Genomic DNA, 22,341 nt, shown 5'->3' with positions numbered 1-22,341 from the left:
GGCTTGTGTTTCGCGAAGGGTGTGCGATGTTTCGCGCAGACGCTCGCACGAGCTTAAACGACGAACAAACAAGAACGAAGCGAGGATGAGATGGCGGTAGAAGGTGTGGATCTCGAGGATCTCAAGCGCCGCATGCAAGGGGCGCTCTCCGTCCTGAAGACCGATTTCGCCAGCCTGCGCACCGGTCGTGCTTCCGCATCCATGCTGGATGCCATCAGCGTGGACGCCTATGGCCAGGCCATGCCGATCAACCAGGTTGCCACCGTCAGCGTGCCGGAGCCGCGCATGGTTGCTGTGCAGGTCTGGGACCGGGGCATGGTGCAGGCCGTGGACCGCGCCATTCGCGAAAGCAATCTGGGTCTGAACCCGGTGATGGACGGCCAGCTTCTGCGCCTGCCGATCCCGGAACTCAACCAGGAGCGCCGTCAGGAGCTCATCAAGATCGCGCACAAATATGCGGAACAGGCCAAGGTCGCCGTCCGTCACGTGCGTCGTGATGGCATGGATGCCGCCAAGAAGGCGGAAAAGGACGGGACGATTTCCCAGGACGACAGCCGCGTGGCGTCCGACGAAGTGCAGAAGCTGACCGACAGCATGATTGCCGAAGTCGATTCCATGCTGGAAAAGAAGCAGCAGGAAATCTCCCAGGTTTGATCGGCTGATCAGGCTGCCTGTTACCGAGGCGATGCGCGATGACTGCCAATGCCGACTATTCCCCGGTCTCCGGAAGGCCCAGCCCTTCGGAGCCGCGCCTTCCGCGCCATGTTGGTCTCATCATGGACGGGAACGGCCGCTGGGCCGAGGCTCGGGGTCTGTCGCGCACGGACGGTCATCGCCAGGGCCTCGAGGCCCTGCGGCGGATCATCCGCCACTCGGGCCGCATCGGTCTCGACTACATCACCATCTTCTCGTTTTCCTCGGAAAACTGGAGCCGGCCGCGTGCGGAAGTCACCTTCCTCATGGGCCTGTTGCGCCGGTTCATCCAGCAGGATCTGAGCGAGCTGCATGAGGCGAATGTCCGCATCAGGGTGATTGGCGGCCGGGACGATCTTGACCGGTCGATCCGGCAGCTTCTCGAAGAGGCCGAGGATCTGACCCGGGCCAATACGGGCCTCACGCTGGTGGTGGCCTTCAACTACGGGGCCCGCGACGAGCTGACCCGCGCTGTCCGGCGGCTGGCGGCGGATGTGGCGGCGGGCAAGCTCGCGCCCGAAGCCATTTCAGCCGACCACATCTCCCGGGCTCTGGACACGGGCGACATGCCCGATCCGGATCTGATCATCCGCACCAGCGGCGAGATCCGTCTGTCCAATTTCCTGCTGTGGCAGGCCGCTTATAGCGAACTCTATTTCTGCGACTGCCTGTGGCCCGATTTCGACGAGGCGGCGTTCGACCGCGCGCTCGAGGCCTATGGGGCGCGCAACCGCCGCTTTGGCGGCGTTGAAGCCAAGGCCCTGTGATGAGCGGCTCCGATACCTCTCCGGTCCCCGGCACTCCGGCGCCGAAATCCCGCATGGGTGACCTCAAGCTCCGTCTTCTGTCCGCCCTCGTGCTCGGTCCGGCCGTGCTCCTGCTCGTGTGGCTGGGCGGTCTGCCCTTTGCTGCACTTGTTGTCGTGGCGGGGCTTGGCTTCCTGTGGGAATGGCTGACGATCACCGGCACGGCGCGCAGCGCGCCGCACGGCATTCTGGCCTATCTGGTGCTTGTCACCGCCTTTGGCCTGCAGCTCTCCGGTCTTCCCGGAATGGGCCTTGTGGTCGTGCTGCTCGGGGCGGCCCTGGTCTGGGGGCTCGGCATCAGCGCGGAGCGCTCGCCTGCCGCCCGCTGGGCCGCAGAAGGCGTCGTCTATACGGGGCTTTCCATGCTGTCGCTCTTCGCCCTGCGCGAGGGCAGCCATGGGGCGGTGTTCCTCTTCTATCTTCTGGTCGTGGTCTGGTCGACGGATGTCTGCGCCTATTTCGTCGGGCGCTTCGTTGGCGGTCCGAAACTCTGGCGCCGCGTGTCCCCCAACAAGACCTGGTCCGGATCCCTTGGGGGTCTTGGTTTCGCCGTGGCCTTCGCCGGTCTCTATGCCCATCTGACGGGCGCGCAGGGCGTCGTTGGCTGGATGGCTCTGGCCGCGCTCCTGTCGGCCGCCTCCCAGGCGGGGGACCTGATGGAATCGGCGCTCAAGCGCCGGTTCTCGGTGAAGGATTCCAGCCATCTCATTCCCGGTCACGGCGGTATCATGGACCGGATCGACGGTCTCGTGGCGGCTGCCATCCTGGCCGCCCTGCTGGGGCTCGCATTTGGCGGCAGCCTGATGGGCCCGGTGTCCGGCTTCGGTTTGACCTGATCGCGGCAAGTCAGGGCAACGGCCGCGGCATCCATGCCGCTTCGGTCCGTTCCGGCTTGCGCCTGGAGTAACATGAGCGTGTCCCTTTCCCCATCCTCCGCGTCCCCATCCTTCGGTGGCCTTCTGTCCGAGACCTCTAGACAGAGGATCACCGTGCTGGGTGCGACCGGCTCCGTCGGCAAGAGCACGCTCGACATCCTGAGCCGCAATCCGGAATGCTTCGAGGTCGTGGCTCTGGTGGCGCATTCCAATGTTGAGGAACTGGCGGCCCAGGCGCGGCGGGTGAGGGCGCAGGTGGCCGTCATTGCGCGCGCGGATCTGCACGACGCCCTGAAGACAGCGCTGGCCGGATCCGGCATCGAGGCTGCCGCCGGTGAGGCCGCGGTTCTCGAGGCGGTCGAGCGGCCATGCGACATGGTCGTCGGGGCGATCGTGGGTGCGGCCGGGCTCAAGCCCACCTATGCCGCCCTGCGCGCCGGGCGCAGTCTGGCGCTCGCCAACAAGGAATGTCTTGTCTGTGCCGGTGATCTCTTCATGGCGCAGGTTCATGCGACGGGCGCGACCCTGTTGCCCGTCGACAGCGAGCACAGCGCCGTCTTCCAGGTGTTCGAACGCGACAATGCGGACCAGATCGAGAAGGTGGTGCTGACCGCGTCCGGGGGGCCGTTCCGCCAGGCCTCGCTGGAGGCCATGGCGAGCGTGACACCGGAACAGGCGCTGAAGCACCCGAACTGGGACATGGGCAGCCGCATCACCATCGACAGCGCCACCATGATGAACAAGGGCTTCGAGGTGATCGAGGCGTTTCATCTCTTCCCGCTGACGGCCGATCAGCTCGACATCCTCGTCCATCCCCAGTCCGTCATTCACGGCATGGTGCAGTATCGCGACGGATCCCTGCTGGCCCAGCTCGGCAGTCCGGACATGCGCACGCCGATTGCCCATTGCCTGGCCTGGCCGCGGCGGATCGAGGTGCCGGTGGAGCGTCTGGATCTGGCGCGCATTGCCAGCCTCAGCTTCGAGGCTCCGGATCCGGTGCGGTTCCCCGCGCTGCCTTTGGCGCGAGTGGCAATGGAGAGCGGCCCTGTCGCCACAGCCAGCCTGAATGCGGCTGATGAAGTGGCGGTTGCCGCCTTCCTTGAGCGCCGCATCGGCTTCCTCGACATTCCGGCGGCGGTTGCCGCCGTGGTCGAGCGGATGAGTGCCGGGTCCTCGGGATCCGTGTCCAGCATCGATGACGTGCTGGCGGTGGATGCGCAGGCGCGGGCGTTCTGCCGGGAATGGATCGCCGGACGCTGATCCTGTCGCTGCTCCTGCCGCTGCTCCTGCTGCCCTCCTGATTGGCCCGCGATGGCCGGTTGCGGGTGCCGTCTTGCCGGTGGACCTCACGTGAAATCCGTTTGCAACCCGATCGTCCCTTGGGGTAACCCTATTGCAAGGGGATTGTGCTAGGGCTTGAGTAACCTTGAGGCTTGCTGACCGGCGGAGGACTGCCGGTCATTCCGAGCCCCGCGTGTGGAGCATTCGCTTGTTGGATCTGTTGACGTCCGCCTATGACCTGGTCGTGGGGTATCTGGTTCCCTTCCTCTTCGTCCTGACCATCGTGGTGTTTTTCCACGAGCTCGGCCACTTCCTGGTGGCCCGCTGGTGCGGCGTGCGGGTCGTGACCTTCTCCGTCGGTTTCGGGCGCGAGCTCTTCGGCTTCAATGATGCCAAGGGCACGCGTTGGCGCCTGTCCCTGATCCCGCTCGGCGGCTATGTGAAGTTCGCCGGCGACGACAATGCGGCCAGCGTGCCGGACCGGGAGCGGATCGCCGCCATGAGCGCGCAGGAGCGGGAAGGCGCCTTCGTGGCCAAGCCCGTGGCGCAGCGCGCCGCCGTGGTGGCCGCCGGGCCGATCGCCAATTTCATCCTCGCCATCGTCATCTTCGCGACGATCTTCTTCTCCTTCGGCAAGATGATCACCGCACCGCTGGTCGATCAGGTGCAGCCGGGCAGTGCGGCGGAGGCCGGCGGTCTCCAGACCGGGGACCTGATCCTGACCGTCGACGGGCGCCAGATCGAAGCCTTCTCGGATCTGCAGCGGATCGTTTCCGTGAGCGCCGACCGGACGCTGGCCATGACCGTGGACCGGGCCGGTGCCGTGGTGGAGCTGAGCGTGACGCCGCAGGCGCGGGTGGTGCGCGACAATTTCGGCAACGAGCAGCGCATCGGCCTTCTCGGCGTGTCGCGCAGCCCGAGCCAGGATGACGTGAAGGTCAAGAATTACGGTCTCGTCGAGGCCGTGGTCGCCGGCACCCAGGAAACCTGGTTCATTGCCGAGCGGACCCTCAGCTATCTGGGCGGCGTGATCACCGGGCGTGAAAGCGCCGACCAGCTGGGCGGCCCGATCCGGGTGGCGCAGGTGTCCGGGCAGGTCGCAACTCAAGGGGTGATGGCGCTCCTGAGCCTTGCGGCCGTGCTGTCGGTCTCCATCGGGCTCATCAATTTGATGCCTGTTCCCATGCTCGATGGTGGCCATCTTGTGTTCTATCTGGCCGAGGCCCTGCAGGGAAAGCCGCTCAGCGAGCGGGTGCAGGATATCGGTTTCCGCATCGGCATGGGCATCGTCCTGCTGCTCATGGTGTTCGCAACCTGGAACGATGTGCTGCATTTGACAAATCTTTAAGGTTTATCAAGTGACATCGGCGCAACGTGTTCTAACAAAATCGCTTTCTCGGTGGACGGGCTGTTGCGTAATCGGCAAAAGGCTGTAAAACCATTCCCGAGTTGCTGAGAATCCGTCCATTCATGGCCGTCCGGTCGTGTCGGGGCTTTAAGACAAAAGGCATAGCGCACTAATGCAGCGATTGCAGAAAAACTCCTCCGCCGTGCTCCTTGCAGCGGCGTTCCTGGGCTCGAGCGCCATCGTTCCGGTCGGTTTCGGTCCTCTTTCCGCCACCGTTGCCGAAGCTGCTGTCGCCCGCTCCATCGTGGTGCGCGGCAACGAGCGCATCGAGGAAGAAACCGTTCTCAGCTATCTGACGATCCGTCCGGGCCAGTCCTACGGGGCTGGTGATGTGGACGAATCGCTGAAGGCGCTGTTTGCGACCGGTCTGTTCGCCGACGTGAAGATCACCCCGCAGGGCTCTTCCGTGGTGGTGACCGTGAGCGAGAACCCCATGATCAACCGGGTCTCCTTCGAAGGGAACAAGAAGCTCAATGACGATGCCCTGAAGACCGTTGTGCGGTCCTCCGAGCGCGCCATGCTGACCCGTGCGAAGGTTCAGTCCGACGTTCAGAACCTGCTCGAAGCCTATCGTCGCTCCGGCCGCTACGGCGCGTCCGTCGAGCCGAAGATCATTGATCGGGCCAACAATCGCGTCGACCTGGTGTTCGAGATCGACGAAGGGGCGAAGACCGGCGTGGAGCGCATCAGCTTCATCGGCAACGACTCCTTCTCCGACAGCCGTCTGCAGGACGTGATCCGCACCCGTGAAACCGGTCTGCTGGGCTGGCTGCGCACCACCGACACCTATGATCCGGACCGTCTGGCCGCGGATCAGGAGCTGCTGCGTCAGTACTATTTCAAGAAGGGCTATGCGGACTTCCGCATTCTCTCTGCGACCGCTGAACTCGACCGCGAGACCAACGTCTTCTACGTGACCTTCACGGTGGACGAGGGCGAGAAGTACACGATTTCCGACGTGGAAGTGGTGTCCTCCCTGTCCGACGTGGATCCGGAGAGCCTGCGTGGTGTCGTGCGCACCGATGCCGGTGACACGTTCAACTCGCTGCGTGTCGAGCAGAGCGTCGAGGACCTGACGGTTCGCGTGGCCGAAGGCGGTTATGCCTTTGCCCAGGTGCGTCCGCGCGCCTCCCGCGACTATGACAACAAGACCATCTCGCTGACCTATTACATCGAGGAAGGTCCGCGCGCCTATGTGGAGCGCATCAACATCGTCGGCAACGATCGCACCCGGGAATATGTCCTGCGTCGCGAGTTCGATCTGGCGGAAGGGGATGCCTTCAACCGCGCGCTGCTGGACAAGGCCGAGCGTCGCCTGAAGAACCTCGGCTTCTTCGAGAAGGTCAGCGTCACCACCTCCCAGGGTTCCGCGCCCGACCGGGTCGTGGTCAATGTGAACGTGGAAGAGAAGGCCACCGGGGAAGTCTCCTTCGGTATCGGCTACTCGACCACCGACGGCGTCATCGGCGACGTGTCCATCTCCGAGAAGAACTTCCTCGGCCGTGGCCAGTACGTGAAGATCGGCGTGGGCGGCGGTACGGACACCCAGTCCTACGAGTTCTCCTTCCGTGAACCCTTCTTCCTCGGCCGTCGCATCGGCTTCGATCTCGACCTGTACCGCAAGGTGACGGAAGAGAACGATTACCGCGACTATGACGAGGACAAGATCGGCGGCGGCTTCGGTTTCACCCTTCCGCTCAAGGAAGAAGAGCTGACCCTGCGTCTTGGCTACGAAATCTACCAGACGGACATTTCCGATCCGGCAAGCCCTGGTGCAACCGGTCTGGCCGACTGTGCGGTTAACCCGGACCTGTCTCCGGCCATCTGCGACAGCCTCGGCAAGCGTCTGACGTCGGCCATCAGCTACAAGCTGGCCTACAACACGCTGGACAACAACCTGAACCCGTCCGACGGCTTCTATGCCACGTTCGGTCAGGAATTTGCCGGCGTCGGCGGCGACAGCTTCTATCTGAAGACCACGGCCGAAGCCCGCGCCTATCGCGAGCTGCTGCCGGACTTCGGTCTGGTCGGAAAGCTGGCCATCCAGGGCGGTCACATCACCGGTCTGGGCGACGAGCGTCTGCGCGTTTCCGAGCAGTTCATGATGGGCGGCACCATGGTGCGCGGCTTCGAGAACTCCGGCATCGGTCCGCGTGACTCCGTGGGTGACGATGCCATCGGCGGCCAGATGTTCTTCGCCGCCACGGCTGAAGGCACCTTCCCGTTCCCGGTCATCCCGAAGGAATTCGGTCTGAGCGGTGCGGTCTTCGCAGACGCGGGCTCCCTGTGGGATGCGGATGACGATCTGGAGAACATCGTGAACACCAACGGTGGTCAGGTGGTTTCGGACGACTTCGCCCTGCGCGCCTCGGTTGGTGCGGGTATCCGTTGGCAGTCGCCGTTCGGTCCGCTGCGTGCCGACTTCGCCTGGCCGCTCATGAAGGAAGACAGCGACAAGACCCAGGTGTTCCGCCTCTCCGGTGGCACCCGCTTCTAAGCCGGGTCGAGAAGCTCCGGGCTTCCGTACAAAGATTTCGGACGGCCGCCCCCAAAGGCGGCCGTTTGCCGTTCAGATTGCGCCTTGCGCAGAGTATTCGAGTGCACGCCATGACAGACCTGTCCTTCTTCGCCCCCTTCGCCCCGGTCACCATCGGGCAGATCGCCGAATGGGCTGGCGCCGAGATTGCCAGCGGAACGCCGGAGACGGTGATCCGCCTGGTCGCGCCTCTGGAGGATGCCAGCGAAGGGGCGCTCGTCTTCTTCGACAACACGGCCTATCTGGAGAAGCTGACCCAGACCCGTGCGGCCGCCTGTCTGGTGGCGAAGAAACATGCCGCCAAGGTTCCCGAGGGGGTCGCGGCCCTTGTCTGTGCCGAACCCTACAAGGGCTGGGCGCTGGTTCTGGCGAAGCTCTTCCCCGACGCCATGGTGCCGCAGGTTCAGGCGCTGTCGAGTGTCTCCGAGCGGGCCGTGGTTCATCCCGACGCGCTGCTCGAAGACGGGGTGCGCGTGGGGCCGGGGGCTGTGATCGGCGCCGGGGCCGAGATCGGCCGGGGCACGCGGATCGAGGCCAATGCGGTGATCGGCGACAAGGTGCGCATCGGGCGTGACTGCGTGATTGGCGCCAATGTGGTGATCCAGCATGCGCTCGTCGGCAATCAGGTCTATCTGCACCCGGGCGTAGCCGTGGGGCAAGATGGCTTCGGCTATGCCATGGGTCTGGGCGGGCATCTGAAGGTGCCGCAGGTGGGCCGGGTGATCATTCAGGACAAGGTGGAGATCGGTGCCAACACGACGGTCGATCGGGGTGCCAACCGGGACACGGTGATCGGCGAGGGCACCAAGATCGACAACCAGGTGCAGATCGGCCACAACGTGGTCATCGGCCGGCACTGCGTGATCGTGTCTCAGGTGGGCCTGTCCGGTTCCTGCACGCTGGAAGACTTCGTGGCCATCGGCGGTCAGTCGGGGGTGCGCGGGCACGTCACCATCGGCATGGGCGCGCAGATTGCCGCCGTCAGTGTGGTGAACGAGGATGTGCCCGCCGGCGGGCGCTATGGCGGCACCCCGGCCAAGCCGGTAAAGCAGTGGTTCCGCGAAATCGCCGCCTTGCGCAAGCTTGCGGAGCGCGGCAAGGACGCTTAAACGGGGCTCGAACGAGTTCTACCCGAATGTATCTGACGGGCGCGGCTTCGGATCCGCGCCAGATGGGGGCACGACAATGGACGTTACCGAGAAGAAAGAACTGGCCAGCGCCGACATCCTCAAGATCATGGAGCTGCTGCCGCATCGCTACCCCTTCCTGCTGATCGACAAGATCATCGAGATGGACGGGGACGACAGCTGCATCGGCATCAAGAACGTGACGATCAACGAGCCGCAGTTCACCGGTCACTTCCCCAAGCAGCCGATCATGCCGGGCGTCCTGTTGATCGAAGCCATGGCCCAGACCGCCGGTGCCCTGTGCATTCACGCACGCGGCGACGGAGCGGCCCCGCAGCTGGTCTATTTCATGACCATCGACAAGGCCAAGTTCCGCAAGCCGGTGGTGCCGGGCGATGTGGTGGAATTCCACGTCAAAAAGATCAAGCAGCGCGCCAACATCTGGAAGTTCGACGCCATTGCCATGGTGTCGGGTGCCAAGGTGGCCGAAGCCGAGATCAGCGCCATGCTGGTGGATGCGTGAGGCCGCAATGACCAAGATCCATCCCACCGCGATTGTCGAGGACGGAGCGCAGATCGGCAACGGCTGCGTGATCGGGCCCTACAGCGTGGTCGGTCCGAATGTGACCCTGCATGATGGCGTCGAGCTGAAGTCCCACGTGGTGGTGGCTGGCCACACGTCCGTGGGTGAGGGGACGACGATCTTCCCCTTCGCCTCCATCGGCCATCAGCCGCAGGATCTGAAATATGCTGGCGAGGTCACCCGTCTGGAGATCGGCCGCAACAACCAGATCCGCGAACACGCGACCATGAACCCGGGCACGGCCGGCGGCGGCGGGCTGACGAAGATAGGCGACAACTGCCTCTTCATGATGAGCACCCATGTGGGCCATGACTGTGTGGTCGGCAATGGCTGCATTCTGGCCAACAACGCCACGCTGGCAGGCCATGTGGAGCTGGAGGATCACGTGATCCTGGGCGGCCTCAGCGCCGTTCGCCAGTGGATCCGCGTGGGCAAGGGCGCCATTATCGGCGGGCTGACCGGTGTCGAGTTCGACCTCATTCCCTTCGGCTCCGCCATCGGTGACCGGGCGCATCTGGCCGGGCTCAACCTGGTCGGCCTCAAGCGTTCCAACCTGCCGCGCGAGGAGATTCATGCGCTGCGGGCGGCCTATCGCGAGATTTTCGAGAGCGAGGAAGGCACGCTGCTGGAGCGCGCCGCGCGCGTGGCGGAGGCTCACGCGGATCGGCCGCTGGTCAAAACCGTCACCGACTTCATGTTCGCCCGCGAGAACCGGCGTTTCATGACGCCGCGCGGCGAAGGCTGAGCGATCATGCGGCAAGCGGCAGGGAGCGTGGACGGGCCTGTGGGGCTCATCTGCGGCAATGGTTCCCTGCCGCTCGCCGTTCTTGACGAACTGGGCCGCGCCGGGCGGCGCGCCCATGTGGTGGCCATTCGCAACGAGGCCTGCGAGGCGATTACCCAGCGGGCCGATGCGGTGCTGGGCTTTGGCGAGATCGGGCGCCTGTTCAAGGGCCTGTCGCGGGCCGGATGCCGTGACCTGATCCTGATCGGCGGCATCGTCCGCCGCCCGGATTTCACCTCCATTCTCGGCGATCCGGGCACGCTGCGGCGGTTGCCGCGCATTCTCAGGGCCATGACCGGGGGCGACGACAGCCTGCTGTCGAAGGTCATCGGCATCTTCGAGGCGGAGGGTTTCCACGTGGTTGGACTTCATGAAATTGCTCCGGCCCTTCTGGCCGGCGAAGGGGCGCTTGGCGCGCTGCACCCGGACGCGGCCGCTCTCGCCGATGTGGGCCTTGCGCGGGAGGCCGCCCGCCGGCTCGGGGATCTGGATATCGGCCAGGGGGCGATTGCGGTCGCCGGCCGTGTCGTGGCGCTGGAAGGGGCCGAGGGGACCGATGCCATGCTGGAGCGTTGCGCCCAGCTGCGTGCCTCCGGCCGGGTTCGGGCCAGGGCGCCGTCGGGCGTGCTGGTCAAGACCGTGAAACCGGGTCAGGACTTGCGGGTCGACCTTCCGACCATCGGGCCGAAGACCGTCGCGCTGGCCAAGGCGGCGGGCCTCGCGGGCATTGCGGTCCAAAGCGGCGGCGCCCTGATCGCGGAGCGGGAGGAGACCCTGAGGGCTGCGGATGCGGCCGGTCTCTTCGTCTTCGGGTTCGCGGGCGACAGCGGAGCACCGGCATGACCGCGAAGGCTCCTTGCTCCAGCGCCCATCCGGATCGTCCGCTTACCGTCGGGCTCGTGGTGGGCGAGGAGAGCGGCGACTTTCTCGGTGGCGCGCTGATGGCGTCCCTCAAGGCGAAGCTCGGAACAGGCCTGCGCTTCTGCGGCTCCGGCGGCCACCGGATGCAGGCCGAAGGACTGACCTCGGTCTTCGACATTGCCGATACGTCGGTCATGGGCCTGACGGCGGTTCTTCAGCGATTGCCGTTGATCATCAAGCGCGTACATCAGACTGTTGACGCGCTGGTCGAGGCGGATCCGGATGTGATCGTCATCATCGACAGCCCGGATTTCACCCATAACGTGGCCAAGCGGGTGCGCCGCAAGGCGCCGCATATTCCGATCGTCGGTTATGTGTCGCCCTCCGTCTGGGTGTGGCGTCCGGGGCGCGCGCGAAAGATGCGCGCCTATGTGGACGCGCTGCTGGCGCTTCTGCCGTTCGAGCCTGCGGTGCACGCGCGGCTCGGCGGCCCCGCGACCCATTATGTGGGGCATCCCCTCATCGAGCATCTGGGCGATCTGCGTCCCGCGCCGGGTGAGCGCAGCGATCGGGACGATCCGCACCGGGTGTTGGTGGTTCTTCCCGGAAGCCGGGGCAGCGAGATCGAGCGGCTCCTTCCTGTCTTCGGAGAGACGGTGGCCCGTGTGGCGGCCCGTGTGCCGGATCTCGAAGTGCTGCTTCCGGCCGTGCCTCATCTGGTTTCGCGCATCCGGCAGGAGACAGCTTCCTGGCCGGTGAAGCCGACGATCCTGGAAGGCGAGGCGGCGAAGAATGAGGCCTTCCGGCGCGCCCATGCGGCGCTCGCGGCGTCGGGCACGGTCACGCTTCAGCTCGCCATTGCCGGCGTCCCCATGGCGGTCGCCTACAAGGTGGACTGGTTCTTCCGGCGCCTCAAGGATCTGAACAGGATCATTCCCATCGCCCAGGTCACCTCCATGGTGCTGCCGAACATCATTCTGGGCCGCAACGTGATCCCGGAATATCTGGACGAGCAGGTGACGCCGGAAGCGCTCGCCGCGCGGCTGGAGACGCTTCTGACGGATACGGAGGAACGCCGGTCCCAGGTGGACGCCTTCGGCGATCTGGACGCGATCATGCGCTTGCCGGAAAGTCAGAGCCAGTCGGAAGCGGCGGCCCGTGTGGTGATCGACGTTCTCATCCGCGCGGGAGCCGTGCAGGCCTGATCCATGCTTGTCTGGACAGGCACATGCAGCTGCTCGTGGCCCCGGATTTGTGGATTACCGTAATCTCAGTCAGCGGCCCGACAGGTCAGATCGAAGGTCTCGGCGCGTTCGAGTTCCCCATCCAGTCCTTCCTTCTGAGTGTCATAGAGCATCCGCAGGTCCGCCAGGCCAAGGGTGGTCGGCGCCGTGCTGGTCCCTCCAATATATTCGTCATCGCTCAGATAGAGCGTGTCGCCGCTGATCTCGAAGGGGACGCAATAGGCGATGATCTCGCGAGCGGTGGTCTTTCCCTCCCGCTTCCCGTAGGAGGCGACGTCGATGCAGGCCTTGCGCGCGTCATAGTCGAGCTTCAGCGTGCCCCGCACATCGTCGTCCCGGGTCTCGATCGGCTTTCCCCCCGTGAGCAAGGAGCCCTGCCAATAGGCTTCACCGGTGCCCTGACAGGTCAGGGACAGGGCGCCTGAGGAGCGCCGCAGGTCCGGCTTCTCCTTGCGGCGTGTCTCCTTCTGTCCGTTGGTGCCACTCCCGAAGCGGATCGGGCCGGTCACGTTGGACCAGATCTTGCCGAGGTCGTGGGAGACGGCAATATCCAGCGGGATCATGCCGCCGGACAGAAGCGAGAAGCGTGTTGCCGGGGTGACAAGCCACAGGACGGCGAGCGTGGCGGCAATGCCGCCCCACCTGATCCACTTGCTTTGCCTTGGTTGAACGGCGACAGGCTTCCCGGACGTGGCGCCGGGTTCGGTGTCAGGCCTCGCGGTCGCCGTTGGTGGCGGTGTTGCGCCGTGCAGCGTCTCTCCGGCCGGCCCGGGCTCGTTGCGGGGAGCCGCAGATGTGGTTTCCTGCGGGTCCCTCGTTGCCTCGTCTGCAACTTCCATGCGCAACAGTGGCGAGCGCAGGTTGAGCCTTGTGCCGGCCTCGAAATTGACCGCCGTGATCCACCCGTCCATGGGCGCGCGGATCTTGCGCTCCTGCTCGGGGCCTGTGATGACGACGATGATTTCACCCTTGCGGACCGTGTCCCCGGCCGTGAAGGGCAGGGACGAGACGGTGAGCGGATAAAGGGCGTCATCGCGCGGCGAAAAGATCTCGATCAGGCGGGGCACGGGCAATCCAGTTCGCAGGGAAAATGCTTGGGCGGTAACGTGTGCCCAAGAGACCCGGAATCGCCGCGCTTGCCAAGGCGAAAGTCATGCCGTTCCGGTGCGTGTGCCGGAGAGCCAGCTTGCCGCGAAACACGGGCCGAGAAACAGGCGCCGCAATACAGGAGCCCGAGAAACGAAAAAGGCCGCCCGGGGGCGGCCTTCTCCATGTCTTGTTGTCGAAAGGCTCAGCGCTGTTCGATCGGCTTGTAGTCGCGCTTCGGCGCGCCGGTGTAGAGCTGGCGCGGACGACCGATACGCTGGGACGGATCTTCCACCATTTCCTTCCACTGGGCGATCCAGCCCACGGTGCGGGCGAGAGCGAACAGCACGGTGAACATGGTGGTCGGGAAGCCGAGCGCACGCAGGGTGATGCCGGAGTAGAAGTCGATGTTCGGATAGAGCTTCTTCTCGACGAAATAGGGATCGTTGAGAGCGATCTTTTCCAGTTCCATCGCGATGTCGAGGAGCGGATCGTCCTTGATGCCCAGTTCGCCGAGAACCTCGTGGCAGGTCTTCTGCATGATCTTGGCGCGCGGGTCGTAGTTCTTGTAGACCCGGTGACCGAAGCCCATGAGACGGAACGGATCGTTCTTGTCCTTGGCGCGGGCCACAAATTCCGGAATACGGTCAACGGAGCCGATTTCGGACAGCATGTTGAGGGCTGCCTCGTTGGCGCCGCCGTGGGCCGGGCCCCAGAGGCAGGCAATGCCGGCCGCGATGCAGGCGAACGGGTTGGCACCCGAAGAGCCGGCCAGACGCACGGTGGACGTGGACGCGTTCTGCTCGTGATCGGCGTGGAGGATGAAGATACGGTCCATGGCGCGGGCCAGAACCGGGTTCACCTTGTATTCCTCGCAAGGAACCGAGAAGCACATGCGCAGGAAGTTGGACGAGTAGTCCAGGTCGTTGCGCGGGTACACGAAGGGCTGGCCGACGTGGTACTTGTAGGCCATGGCAGCGATCGTCGGCATCTTGGCGATCATGCGCAGGGAAGCGACCATGCGCTGATGCGGATCGGAGATGTCGGTGCTGTCGTGGTAGAAGGCGGAGAGGGCGCCCACGGTGCCCACCATGACGGCCATCGGATGGGCGTCGCGGCGGAAGCCGGCGAAGAACCGCGACATCTGCTCGTGGATCATCGTGTGGTAGGTCACACGCTGCACGAAGTCGTTCTTTTCAGCCTTGGACGGCAGTTCGCCGTAAAGCAGCAGGTAGCAGGTTTCCAGGAAGTCGCCCTGATCGGCCAGCTGATCGATCGGGTAGCCGCGATACAGAAGCGTGCCTTCATCGCCGTCGATGTAGGTGATCTTGGATTCGCAGGACGCGGTGGAGGTGAACCCCGGGTCGTAGGTGAACATGCCCGTGTCCTTGTAAAGGGACGCGATGTTCACGACGGACGGTCCAATGGAGCCGCTGAGAACGTCGTACTCTTGTTCGGTACCACCCACGTTCAGCTTGGCAGTAGTGTCGGCCATTCAGAAAACCCCCTTTTCATATGTCATATGCAGCAGCGCTTATGCGACATTCTTGGCGGTGTGCTCCGAGGGGCGTTTTGCCAACGTCTTCGGGCGTCGCTCAAGCCTTTGCCGGCCGGCATCAAGTGTCCTCCTGTGTGCCGGCCCTACGCCGAACGCGCTGCCCAGCTGCTGCTGGAGGAATGGACGCGTTCTGCGTAAACCATTTGGTGCAGCGCCGCAAGTTGATCATTGTGCGCAAATGTATACGCTTCACAATGAGCTATGCGTGCCGACGGACCCGGCGCTGTGGGTCCGTCGGAAGTGCCCTTGGGTCAGGCGGCCTGGTCGGCGATGCGGCCGAGGGATTCTTCCCGGCCGAGCGCGATCAGGACGTCATAGATACCGGGAGAAACCCCGCGTCCGGTGAGGGCGGCGCGCAGCGGCTGTGCCACCTTGCCCAACTTGAGATCCTTTTCCTCGGCATAGGCCTTCACGGCGATTTCAAGGGGCTCCGCGTCCCAGGCAGGCTGAGCGCTCAGGACCTCATGAAGATCTTTCAGGATCTGGCGACCGGTGTCATCCAGAATTTTCTCGGCCTTCTCGTCGCAGTCCAGCGGGCGCTGGCGCCACAGGTAGCTGGCGCTGTCGGTCAGCTCGACCAGGGTCTTGGCGCGTTCCTTCAGGCCGGGCAGGGCGGCCAGGGTCACGGCTTCATGATCGCCCTGTGCCATCCAGTCGAGGATTGCTGCACCGCCGTCGAGATGGGCGAGGCAGGTCTTCCAGTCGTCCAGCAGATCGGCATCCGCCGTGGAGCGCATGTAGTGGCCGTTCAGGTTCTCCAGCTTCTTGAAGTCGAAGCGGGCCGCGGACTTGCCGACCGCATCGAAATCGAACCACTCGATCAGCTTGTCGAGGGGAATGATCTCCTCGTCGCCATGGCTCCAGCCGAGGCGGGCGAGGTAGTTGCGCATGGCCTGGGGCAGGTAGCCCATGGCGCGATAGGCTTCGGCCCCGGTCGCGCCGTGGCGCTTGGATAGCTTGGCGCCATCGGGGCCGTGGATCAGCGGGATATGGGCCATGACCGGGACATCCCAGTCCAGGGCCTTGAAGATCAGGGTCTGGCGGGCGGCGTTGGTCAGGTGGTCATCGCCGCGGATGATGTGGGTCACGCCCATGTCGTGGTCGTCGACCACCACGGCCAGCATGTAGGTCGGCGTGCCGTCGGAACGCATGAGGACCAGATCGTCCAGGTCCTTGTTGGCGAAGGTCACGGTGCCCTGCACCAGATCCTCGATCACGGTCTCGCCGTTCTGCGGGGCCTTCAGGCGGATGGCCGGGGCCACGCCTTCGGGGGCGTCGCTCTCGGGCCGGTCGCGCCAGCGGCCGTCATAGCGCGGCGCGCGGCCTTCGGCGCGGGCGGTCTCGCGCATCTCGTCCAGCTCGGCCGGCGAGGCATAGCACTTGTAGGCCTGGCCACGGGCCAGCAGCTCGTCGACCACTTCCTGATGGCGCGCCACGCGGGAGAACTGGGAAATCGGCTCGCCGTCCCAGGTCAGGCCCAGCCAGCTCAGGCCGTCGAGGATCGCGTCCACGGCTTCCTGGGTCGAGCGAGCCCGGTCGGTATCCTCGATGCGCAGCAGCATCTTTCCGCCGTGGTGCTGGGCGTAGAGCCAGTTGAACAGGGCCGTGCGGGCGCCGCCGATGTGAAGGAAGCCGGTGGGCGAGGGCGCAAAGCGCGTGACGATCGGTTTGGACATGGTGCTTTCGGTCGGTCTGTGAAAAGATCGGGGCACCGTGCGGCGCTCCGTTTGGCCCGGGTCTTACCATAGGCGCGGGACATTGAAAAAGCCTTGCGCCAAAAAGCCTGTGAAACCGTTTCGGGCTGAGCGAGCGCCAGGCTGACTGCCGGGCGGAGAGGCCGCAGGGAAGGGGGAGGGCGTCCCCCCGTTCGAGACGCCAGGCAAGCATGACGGGACCGATGGCGGATCGCGCAGACGATCGGCCGGGTCGGGGCCCCGCCGGACCGGATGAGGGCAAGGACCTGGCCTCTGCGGCCGGAGCGCTCGCGCCAGGCGGGGCTCGGGGGGATGCCGGTCGGGACAGCCGGAATACGGCCCCGGATGACAGGGTCCAGCGACGGTTCCCCGGGTTTGCCCGTTCATTTTCCCGGACATCTTTCTGGTCATCTTCCTCACCGACGGCGTCCGAGCCGGATGCGGGGCCAAAGGCGGGGCGGTCACCGGGTCCGGATCGGTATGAGAGCCGAACCCGACCCCGGAGTGAGGCCCCATCGGGCCCGTTCAGGCTTGCGGCGCTGGTGCCGCCGCTGGGGGATCCGAACCAGACCACCCTCCTTTGCGCGCTGGTCTTCTGCGCGGGCATCGGCCTTTATTTCCAGCTGCCCGAAGAGCCGGAGCCCTGGGCGCTTGCGCTTCTGTGGCTCGGACTTGCGCTGGCGTGCTGCTGGCAGGGCGTGCGTGCCCTGCTGGTGCCGCGCCGGGGGCAGCCCACTCCCTTCCTTTTCCCCGCGTCCCGGCTCACCTCCCGGCTCCTTTTGATCTCCCTGCTTCTGGTGAGCGGCGTGGCCTGCGGGGCCTGGCGCAGTCTCCAGGTGGCCGGGCCGCGGCTCGATGCGCCGCGGGTGGTTCGGGTGCTGGCCCATGTGGAGAGCACGGAGCCGAGGGAGCGGGGGCTGCGGCTGGTGCTGAAGATCCTTGCGCTGCAGGACCGGCAGGGCCGACCGCAGACGGATCAGGGAGGGCGCACGGATCTCCTCGGCATGCGGGTGCGGGTGAACGTCCGGGCGCCGAAGGCGACATCCAGGGACGCCGGGCTCCCGTCGCCACCCGAAGGGCCAAGGTCCGGACTTCAGGCATCGGGCCCGCAGCCGGGGGACCGGATCGAGGCCCGTCTTCGGCTTGTGCCTGGCGGAGGTCCGGCGGCACCCGGCGCCTATGACTTTGCCTTCTGGAGCTATTTCGCCGGCCTTGGAGCCAGCGGTCAGGTGCTCGGTCCGATCAGCTTCGTGGAGATGCCGCAGGCGAGCGATGACACGGGCTGGAGGGGCCGGGCATCCCGGGGGCTTGAGGCGCTCCGGGCCGATCTCGCACGGCGGCTCCTGGCAAGCGCCGGGGGCGGGCCGGAGGCCGGACTTGCGGTTGCCCTGCTGGTGGGCGACCGCAGTGGCGTGGGGGAGGCGGCGGAAGAGGATCTGCGGCAGGCGGGTCTCGCCCACATTCTGGCCATTTCCGGCCTGCACATGGCGATCTTTGCCGGTGCGGGCTATGCGGCGGTCGGACTGGTTCTTGCGCTTCTGCCTGGCTTCAGTCTGTCGGCGCCCACCCACAAGATCGCGGCGGTCGCCGGTCTGGCGCTCGCGACCCTCTATCTGGTGATTTCCGGCGCGGCGGTGCCCACCCAGCGCAGCTTCCTCATGGTGGCGCTGGTGTTTCTGGCGCGGCTCACCGACCGCCGCGGCCTGACCCTCCACTCGGTGGCGCTCGCCGGGATCCTGTTGCTGGTGCCGGCTCCCGAGCGGCTGCTGTCGCCGGGCTTCCAGATGTCCTTTGGCGCCGTGCTCTGTCTGGTTGCAGTCTATGAGGGATGGCGGCGCGCAGGGGGGCGCGAGGGCGGACGGCGGCGCCGTGCCCGGCCTGCCACCCGCTCGCGGAGCCTGCGGCTTGCCGGGGCCGTCGGGCGCTACGGGCTGGGGTTGCTGGTGACGTCGCTCGTGGCGGGCACGATCACCGGGGTCATCGGCGCCCATCACTTCGGGCGGATTGCCCCCTTCGGCCTTCTCGGCAATCTGCTTGCCATGCCGCTCTTTGCCCTGATCATCATGCCGCTCGGCGGGCTTGCGCTGTTGCTTCTGCCTCTCGGTCTGGCGAGCCTGCCGCTTCAGGGCATGACCCTTGCCCTTGGTTGGCTGCTGGAGATCGCCCATGCGGTGGCCCGATTCGGCACGGGTGACGGATCGGGCATCGGGGGCGCTGTGGGGGCCGTAGCGGGGGCCGTCGCGGGGGCGGTGCCGCCGCCGGGGGTGACCGCCAGCCTGCTGCTTGGCGGTGGGCTGATCTGTCTCACGCTTGCCTGGGCGGCGCGCGGGACGTCGCCCCGGGCGGGGCTGGGCGGTGGAGCCCGTCTGGCGGGGGATCCGGACCGGGAGCCGGTGCCTTTTGCTCGCCAGCAGGGGGGCCAAGGTGACGCTTGGGACGCCGGCGTTCCCTCGGGGCGCGCGCAGGGGCCTTTCGTCCGGATGCGTCAGGCCGGGCAAGGGGCTGCGCGAGGCTTGCGGGACATGTCGCGCCGGGCCGCCCCCGGGCTCATCGGGGCGGCCGGACCGCTTGCGGCGATTGGCCTGGGTCTCGTGCTCTGGGGACAGGAGCGGCCGCCGGACCTGCAGGTCTCGGCGGATGGTCGCCACGTGGCCTTCCGGACGCGTACGGGAGATCTGGTCACCACGGCCCGCGCGCGGTCCCTGCAGGCGGAGGTCTGGTTCACGACGGAGGGAGAAACCGGCGGACATCGGGGCGTGACGTCCCTCTTGCGGTCCTGCGACGCGGGGGGCTGTGTGATGCGGGGGTATGGGACGGAGGGAGCCGGTGCACATGACTCGCGTGAACATGGTGCGAGCGGACGGTCAACCGATCCATCCGGCCCCTCCGACCCGCAAGAGGGGGCCGCTGCTGCGCCGGAGCCGAGGCGACGCGAGGGGTCAGCCTATGGCGTCCTTCCGGGGAGCCTGCGGATTGCCCTGCCGAAAACCGGCGCGGCCCTGCGGGAAGACTGCCTTCTGGCGGATGTCATCGTCACGGCCCTGATCGCGCCTCCGGACTGCGCCGCAAGCCTCGTGCTTGATCAGCGAAGGCTCGCCACGGGCGGAGCCGTGTCCGTGTGGCTGACCCCGCATCCGGATGCGCCCCGGGTTGAGAAAGGCGACCACCTCACCGGGTCCAGTTCCGGTTCCGGCTCGGAGCGCGAGGTGCCGCGGGGACTTGAAACGCCGGGGCTCGCAACGCCGGAACGACTGTCAGAACCGGAGGCGAAATCGGGCGCAGCAGGGCCGCCCTCCGGGCTCGTGCTTCATGTGCGCAGCGCGATCCCGTCCCTGCGTCGGCCATGGATGCCCCGCCTCGAGGCTGATGCCGAGGCCATGGGATCCGCAGCTGCGGGATCGCGCTAGCAGTGGCGTCCACCCGCGTAAAAAGGCGAGAGAGGCGCCCCTGACCCGACGGACCTACTTCCGGGGGACCGGACCGCCTTGAGGCCCGATCAGTCAGTGTTGCCGCCCGGTGAGTGCTCGCGCCCGGTCAGTACTGCCGGAACAGCGCCACAAGACGCCCCTGCACCCGGACGCGGCCCGGTCCGAAGATTCGGGTCTCATAGGCCGGGTTTGCGGCTTCGAGAGCGATGGAGGCCCCCTTCTTGCGCAGGCGCTTGAGGGTGGCTTCCTCGTCATCCACGAGGGCCACGACAATGTCGCCGCTTTCGGCGCTGTCGGTCCGGCGGATCAGGACGGTGTCCCCATCCAGAATGCCGGCCTCGATCATGGAATCGCCGCGAACCTCGAGGGCATAATGCTCGCCCTTGCCAAGCATCTCCGGCGGAACCGAGATGGAATGGCTGTGGGTCTGGATCGCCTCGATGGGCACACCGGCGGCAATCCGGCCCATGACCGGGATCTCGATGCCGGCGCTGACCGGAACCGGATCGGCGGCGGGCCGCGTGGGGGCTGCCGGCTTTGCGGGCTTGCCGAGGTCGCCTTCGATGACCTCTGGCGAGAAGGTGCCGCGCTGGGGCGGGGTCGCAAGGCCGGGCGAAATGCTCTCGGGCAGGCGCAACACTTCCATCGCCCGGGCCCGGTTGGGCAGGCGGCGGATGAAGCCACGTTCCTCCAGGGCGGTGATCAGACGGTGGATGCCCGACTTGGACCGGAGGTCGAGGGCGTCCTTCATCTCGTCAAAGGACGGCGGAACGCCGGTTTCCTTCAGGCGCTCCTGGATGAACATCAGCAGTTCGTATTGCTTGCGGGTGAGCATGCCCAGCCTCTCATGTCACGGGCCGCCCGGTGCGGAGCCGCTCCCTGGACAGGAGGATCGAATCCGGGCGGTACAAATCATGAACGTACATTACCTGTTCTTATTGTGTTCCGCAACCGCTTAAGGATTTGCTACGGCCCGCTCCCCCTCAGACGTCGATCGGCTCCAGTCCGCACCAGCTGGCGATGAAGAGGGCGATGGCGCCGGTGATGCGCTTGACGGAGGCAAGGCTCACCCTTTCGTCAAAGCCGTGGATGCCCCGGGTGACGGGCCCATAGACCAGGCAGGGGATGTCCGCATAGATGACGAAGACGCGCGCATCGAGATAGGCGGTGGAGACCATGGTCTCCAGATCGCTGCCGGTGGCGCGGCGATGGGCGCGGGCGAGCGCCTGCTCGGCCTCCGTATTGTCCGGCAGCACGAAGCCGCGGGCGAAGAAGCCGTTCCAGGTGATCTGCGGCGGACGGTTGCCGAGGAAACTGTCGCCGGCCAGATCCCGGGCGAGATGCTCCTCGATCTGGCGGGCCCGGTCCTTCGGGTCGTCGCCGGGGTAGATGGCGATGCGGCAGTTCATGCGGCACCAGGAGGGCACGGAAGAGGCCCAGTCGCCCCCTTCGATCTGGCCCAGGTTGAAGTTGATCGGATGGGGATGGTCGGCGAAGGGCGGGCAGGCGTGTTTCTCGCCGTTCCAGGCCTCGGTCAGGCGTTTCAGGCTTTCGATGACCCGGAAACTTGCCTCGATGGCATTGGCGCCGGAGCCGGCCTCGCGCACATGGACCGGGTGGCCGGCGACCAGCACCTCGAACCAGAGCACCCCCACATTGGCGCGCACCAGTCGTTCATCCTCCGGCTCGGGGATGATGGCCGCATCGGCTGTATAGCCTTCGACGAGACAGGCGAGCGCGCCGTTGCCGGTGCATTCCTCTTCCACCACCGACTGGATGTGGACCCTGGCGGCGGGCTGGTATCCTAGGCGGCGGAGCGCATCGAGGGCGAAGACATTGGCCGCAATGCCGGCCTTCATGTCGCCGGCGCCACGCCCGTGCAGCCAGCCGTCCACGATCTTCGGCTCATAGGGGGGCGAGACCTGCCACATGTCGAGCGGGCCTTCCGGCACCACGTCCATGTGACCGTTGAGGATCAGCGACTTGCCGCGGGGCGTGCGCGGTTCGTGGGTGGCGATGACATTGAGGGCGTCCCGGTAGTCGACGGTGACCGGCGAGAAGCCGGGATGGTCGTGGATCTTCGCCAGATCCACCAGGAAGCTCTTGACCCCATAGCCCCGGTCGGAGAGCTGCCGGGCGAGCCATTCCTGGGCGGGGCGCTCGGCGCCGCGGCGCGAGGCAAAGCGCACGAGATCGCAGGTGAAGCCGATCTGTGCGTCGAACCCGTCCTCCACCGCCTGAAGGATGGCGGCCTCCAGTGCGGGGTCGAGAAGGGAGGCGTGGGCCTCACCCTCGGACGGGGCGGCAGGGGCAAGCGGATCGGTCATGGCAGGGTCCGGATCTGGGGCGGGAAGCCTCGAGGCAAGCATGGGGTCAC

General features: G+C 66.0%; 17 protein-coding genes. 12 read left to right on the top strand and 5 right to left on the bottom strand.

Annotated features, from left to right (window positions below):
* Nucleotides 1–90 precede the first annotated feature (90 nt).
* The 11 genes from frr to lpxB all read left to right on the top strand — a co-directional run bounded on the left by frr (nt 91) and on the right by lpxB (nt 12,159).
* Entirely contained in the window at nt 91–654 is a 564-nt protein-coding gene (gene frr / locus FR728_RS07560; RefSeq protein WP_149891960.1) for a ribosome recycling factor, read from the top strand.
* A 122-nt stretch (nt 655–776) separates the two neighbouring features.
* Complete coding sequence (locus FR728_RS07555) at nt 777–1,460, top strand: isoprenyl transferase (protein ID WP_244304487.1); 684 nt, start codon at nt 777–779, stop codon at nt 1,458–1,460.
* A 53-nt stretch (nt 1,461–1,513) separates the two neighbouring features.
* On the top strand, nt 1,514–2,335 hold the full coding sequence (locus FR728_RS07550) for a phosphatidate cytidylyltransferase (protein ID WP_149892266.1): 822 nt from the start codon (nt 1,514–1,516) through the stop codon (nt 2,333–2,335).
* 72 nt (nt 2,336–2,407) lie between these two features.
* Nucleotides 2,408–3,634 carry a 1-deoxy-D-xylulose-5-phosphate reductoisomerase gene (locus FR728_RS07545; protein WP_149891958.1) on the top strand — a complete coding sequence of 409 codons (1,227 nt, stop codon included), beginning with the start codon at nt 2,408–2,410 and terminating at the stop codon, nt 3,632–3,634.
* 232 nt (nt 3,635–3,866) lie between these two features.
* The gene (gene rseP, locus FR728_RS07540) at nt 3,867–5,003 is read left to right on the top strand and encodes an RIP metalloprotease RseP (protein WP_149892265.1); all 1,137 of its coding nucleotides are present in this window, start codon (nt 3,867–3,869) and stop codon (nt 5,001–5,003) included.
* A 172-nt stretch (nt 5,004–5,175) separates the two neighbouring features.
* A complete protein-coding gene (gene bamA / locus FR728_RS07535; RefSeq protein ID WP_149891957.1) occupies nt 5,176–7,560 on the top strand; it encodes an outer membrane protein assembly factor BamA in 2,385 nt (794 codons plus the stop codon).
* A 110-nt stretch (nt 7,561–7,670) separates the two neighbouring features.
* The gene (gene lpxD / locus FR728_RS07530) at nt 7,671–8,708 is read left to right on the top strand and encodes a UDP-3-O-(3-hydroxymyristoyl)glucosamine N-acyltransferase (RefSeq protein ID WP_149891956.1); all 1,038 of its coding nucleotides are present in this window, start codon (nt 7,671–7,673) and stop codon (nt 8,706–8,708) included.
* Between the two features lie 76 nt (nt 8,709–8,784).
* On the top strand, nt 8,785–9,249 hold the full coding sequence (gene fabZ / locus FR728_RS07525) for a 3-hydroxyacyl-ACP dehydratase FabZ (RefSeq protein WP_149891955.1): 465 nt from the start codon (nt 8,785–8,787) through the stop codon (nt 9,247–9,249).
* 7 nt (nt 9,250–9,256) lie between these two features.
* The gene (gene lpxA / locus FR728_RS07520) at nt 9,257–10,054 is read left to right on the top strand and encodes an acyl-ACP--UDP-N-acetylglucosamine O-acyltransferase (protein WP_149891954.1); all 798 of its coding nucleotides are present in this window, start codon (nt 9,257–9,259) and stop codon (nt 10,052–10,054) included.
* A 6-nt stretch (nt 10,055–10,060) separates the two neighbouring features.
* Nucleotides 10,061–10,936: an LpxI family protein gene (locus tag FR728_RS07515; protein WP_149891953.1), complete on the top strand. Its 876-nt coding sequence runs from the start codon at nt 10,061–10,063 to the stop codon at nt 10,934–10,936.
* Nucleotides 10,933–12,159: a lipid-A-disaccharide synthase gene (gene lpxB / locus FR728_RS07510; RefSeq protein ID WP_149891952.1), complete on the top strand. Its 1,227-nt coding sequence runs from the start codon at nt 10,933–10,935 to the stop codon at nt 12,157–12,159. The genes FR728_RS07515 and lpxB overlap by 4 nt, the downstream gene beginning before the upstream one ends.
* A 65-nt stretch (nt 12,160–12,224) precedes the next feature.
* Here the strand turns inward: lpxB and FR728_RS07505 are convergent, their stop codons facing one another.
* The 3 genes from FR728_RS07505 to gltX all read right to left on the bottom strand — a co-directional run bounded on the left by FR728_RS07505 (nt 12,225) and on the right by gltX (nt 16,518).
* Nucleotides 12,225–13,265 (bottom strand): dihydrolipoyllysine-residue succinyltransferase component of 2-oxoglutarate dehydrogenase complex, encoded by a 1,041-nt coding sequence (locus FR728_RS07505; RefSeq protein WP_149891951.1) that lies wholly within the window; start codon nt 13,263–13,265, stop codon nt 12,225–12,227.
* Nucleotides 13,266–13,489: 224 nt separating this feature from the next.
* Entirely contained in the window at nt 13,490–14,779 is a 1,290-nt protein-coding gene (gene gltA, locus FR728_RS07500; protein WP_149891950.1) for a citrate synthase, read from the bottom strand.
* 314 nt (nt 14,780–15,093) lie between these two features.
* Nucleotides 15,094–16,518, bottom strand: a complete 1,425-nt coding sequence (gene gltX, locus FR728_RS07495) for a glutamate--tRNA ligase (protein WP_149891949.1) — start codon at nt 16,516–16,518, stop codon at nt 15,094–15,096.
* 560 nt (nt 16,519–17,078) lie between these two features.
* Here gltX and FR728_RS07490 point away from each other — a divergent pair.
* A complete protein-coding gene (locus tag FR728_RS07490) occupies nt 17,079–19,943 on the top strand; it encodes a ComEC/Rec2 family competence protein (RefSeq protein ID WP_188318814.1) in 2,865 nt (954 codons plus the stop codon).
* Between the two features lie 127 nt (nt 19,944–20,070).
* On the opposite strand, the gene lexA is transcribed toward FR728_RS07490, so the two are convergent.
* Both lexA and FR728_RS07480 read right to left on the bottom strand, forming a co-directional pair.
* Nucleotides 20,071–20,799, bottom strand: coding sequence for a transcriptional repressor LexA (gene lexA / locus FR728_RS07485; protein WP_149891947.1), 729 nt, complete (start codon nt 20,797–20,799; stop codon nt 20,071–20,073).
* Nucleotides 20,800–20,947: 148 nt separating this feature from the next.
* On the bottom strand, nt 20,948–22,291 hold the full coding sequence (locus FR728_RS07480; protein WP_149891946.1) for an ArgE/DapE family deacylase: 1,344 nt from the start codon (nt 22,289–22,291) through the stop codon (nt 20,948–20,950).
* Between the last annotated feature and the right edge of the window lie 50 nt (nt 22,292–22,341).

The sequence above is a fragment of the Roseibium aestuarii genome (assembly GCF_008477545.1).
Classification (GTDB): domain Bacteria; phylum Pseudomonadota; class Alphaproteobacteria; order Rhizobiales; family Stappiaceae; genus Roseibium; species Roseibium aestuarii.
This window is presented reverse-complemented; position numbering and strand designations above follow the sequence as displayed.

Bases quoted from the DNA above. Each gene is read 5' to 3' on its own strand.
- frr (WP_149891960.1), top strand. From the start codon at position 91: ATGGCGGTAGAAGGTGTGGATCTCGAGGATCTCAAGCGCCGCATGCAA.
- FR728_RS07555 (WP_244304487.1), top strand. From the start codon at position 777: ATGGACGGGAACGGCCGCTGGGCCGAGGCTCGGGGTCTGTCGCGCACG.
- FR728_RS07550 (WP_149892266.1), top strand. From the start codon at position 1,514: ATGGGTGACCTCAAGCTCCGTCTTCTGTCCGCCCTCGTGCTCGGTCCG.
- FR728_RS07545 (WP_149891958.1), top strand. From the start codon at position 2,408: ATGAGCGTGTCCCTTTCCCCATCCTCCGCGTCCCCATCCTTCGGTGGC.
- bamA (WP_149891957.1), top strand. From the start codon at position 5,176: ATGCAGCGATTGCAGAAAAACTCCTCCGCCGTGCTCCTTGCAGCGGCG.
- lpxD (WP_149891956.1), top strand. From the start codon at position 7,671: ATGACAGACCTGTCCTTCTTCGCCCCCTTCGCCCCGGTCACCATCGGG.
- fabZ (WP_149891955.1), top strand. From the start codon at position 8,785: ATGGACGTTACCGAGAAGAAAGAACTGGCCAGCGCCGACATCCTCAAG.
- lpxA (WP_149891954.1), top strand. From the start codon at position 9,257: ATGACCAAGATCCATCCCACCGCGATTGTCGAGGACGGAGCGCAGATC.
- FR728_RS07515 (WP_149891953.1), top strand. From the start codon at position 10,061: ATGCGGCAAGCGGCAGGGAGCGTGGACGGGCCTGTGGGGCTCATCTGC.
- lpxB (WP_149891952.1), top strand. From the start codon at position 10,933: ATGACCGCGAAGGCTCCTTGCTCCAGCGCCCATCCGGATCGTCCGCTT.
- gltA (WP_149891950.1), bottom strand. From the start codon at position 14,779: ATGGCCGACACTACTGCCAAGCTGAACGTGGGTGGTACCGAACAAGAG.
- gltX (WP_149891949.1), bottom strand. From the start codon at position 16,518: ATGTCCAAACCGATCGTCACGCGCTTTGCGCCCTCGCCCACCGGCTTC.
- lexA (WP_149891947.1), bottom strand. From the start codon at position 20,799: ATGCTCACCCGCAAGCAATACGAACTGCTGATGTTCATCCAGGAGCGC.
- FR728_RS07480 (WP_149891946.1), bottom strand. From the start codon at position 22,291: ATGACCGATCCGCTTGCCCCTGCCGCCCCGTCCGAGGGTGAGGCCCAC.